This is a genomic window from Nocardia farcinica, assembly GCF_029867845.1.
GTDB classification, from domain to species: domain Bacteria; phylum Actinomycetota; class Actinomycetes; order Mycobacteriales; family Mycobacteriaceae; genus Nocardia; species Nocardia farcinica_A.
On record NZ_JARWRU010000609.1, the window covers coordinates 1 to 1,960 of the forward strand.

Annotated in this window: 1 protein-coding gene; it reads left to right on the forward strand. The window is 71.2% G+C overall.

Translation table 11 applies throughout. The features are described from left to right. Positions 1-189: 189 nt before the first annotated feature. On the forward strand, positions 190-1,960 hold a 1,771-nt coding region (murJ, locus tag QH283_RS13325; RefSeq protein ID WP_280503314.1), incomplete at its 3' end, for a murein biosynthesis integral membrane protein MurJ.

Sequence of the window (1,960 nt, forward strand, 5' to 3'; positions counted from 1 at the left end):
CCCCCGGAACAGGGGCCGGGCTCGCGCCCGGCGGCGCAGAAGCCGCATCCGGGTCGAGCGGGCTATCCGGCCGACGAGCCCGCGCCGCGACCACTCGCCGAACCGACCCGCATCCCGCCACGCGCCCCCGGCGATCGCGGACCGTGGAGCGAGCGTCCGGCCACTCCGCCGCACGGCGCGCGCCCGGTCATGCCGGTGCCGGGCCGGGCCGCCGCACAACCCGCCCCCGAGCCGGTCGCCGCGGGGGGCGGACGTCAGGCACCGAGCCGTTTCGTCCCGCCGCCCAAGCCGAGGGACAACAGCCCAAGCACCGACTGGGACGACGAGACGGAGGAACCGGCGAAGACCGGGAGCGAGGAGTCGGGCAAGAAGAGCGCGGCGGCCAGGCTGCTGCGCGATTCCGGGTCGATCGCGGTGGCCACCCTGGTCAGCCGCATCACCGGCTTCGCCAAGGTGCTCATGCTCGCGGCCGTGCTCGGCCCGGAGATCGCCAGTGCGTTCACCTCGGCCAGCCTGATCCCGAACATGATCGCCGAGCTGGTGCTCGGCGCGGTGCTGACCGCGATCGTGGTGCCCACCCTGGTGCGCGCCGAGAACGAGGATCCCGACGGCGGTCGCGCGTTCGTGCGCAGGCTGGTGACGGCGGCGTTCACCGTGCTCGCCGTCGCCACCACACTCACCCTGGCCGCCACCCCGATCCTGGCCACCCGGGTGTTCGTCGACTCCGACGGCGAGGTCAACACCGCGCTGACCACGGCGCTGACCTTCCTGCTGGTCCCGGCGATCCTGTTCTACGGCATGTCCGCGCTGTTCACCGCGGTGCTCAACACCAGGCAGAACTTCAAGCCGGGCGCGTGGGCGCCGGTGCTCAACAACGTGGTCGTGCTGGCCGTGCTGGCCGCCTACGCGCTGACGCCGGGCGAGATCAGCCTCGACCCGGTGCGGATGAGCGATCCGAAGCTGCTCGTGCTCGGCGTCGGCGTCACCCTGGGCGTGGTCACCCAGGCGCTGGTGCTGTTGCCCGCGATCCGGCGCGAGAACATCGACCTGCGCCCGCTGTGGGGTCTCGACGACCGGCTCAAGCAGTTCGGCACCATGGGCGCGGCGATCATCCTCTACGTGCTGATCAGCCAGATCGGCCTGGTCTTCGCCAACAACATCGCCTCCAAGTCCGACGAGGCGGGCCCGGCGATCTACTCCTACACCTGGCTGCTGTTGCAGTTGCCCTACGGCGTGCTCGGCGTGACCCTGCTGACCGCGATCATGCCGAGGCTCAGCCGCAACGCCGCCGCCGACGACACCCCGGCCGTGGTCGACGACCTGTCGGTGGCCACCCGCCTGACCATGATCGCGCTGCTGCCGGTGGTCACCTTCTTCACCCTGGCGGGCACGCAGGTCGGCGAGGCGCTGTTCGGCTACGCGCGCTTCGCCGGTGACGCGGGCCGCCTCGGCGACGCGTTGGCCTGGTCGGCGTTCTCGCTGATTCCGTACTCGCTGGTGCTGATCCATCTTCGCGTGTTCTACGCCAGGGAGCAGGCCTGGACGCCGACCTGGATCATCCTGGGCATCACGGGCGTGAAGATCTCGCTGTCGGCCCTGGCGCCGACGATCGCCGGTTCGCCCGACCAGGTGGTGCTGGTGCTCGGCGTGGTCAACGGCGTGAGCTTCGGCGTCGGCGCGGCCATCGGCGGCTACCTGCTGCACCGCAGCCTGGGCGATCTGCGGATGGCCAATGTCGGCCGGACGATCACCAGGGTGCTGCTGTCCTCGGTGGCCGCGGGCGCGGTCATGTGGATCGTCGACATCGTGCTCGGCCTGAACCGGCTGTCGGAGTCGTGGGGCGGCCCCGGCTCGCGGGAGCGGGTGGCCCTCGACGGCATAGTGCTGTTAGCGGTGGGCATAGGCCAGATTAGCCAGGCCCGCCTCCCCCCCATAGTGGGCTTAACCCTCCCCATCAAGC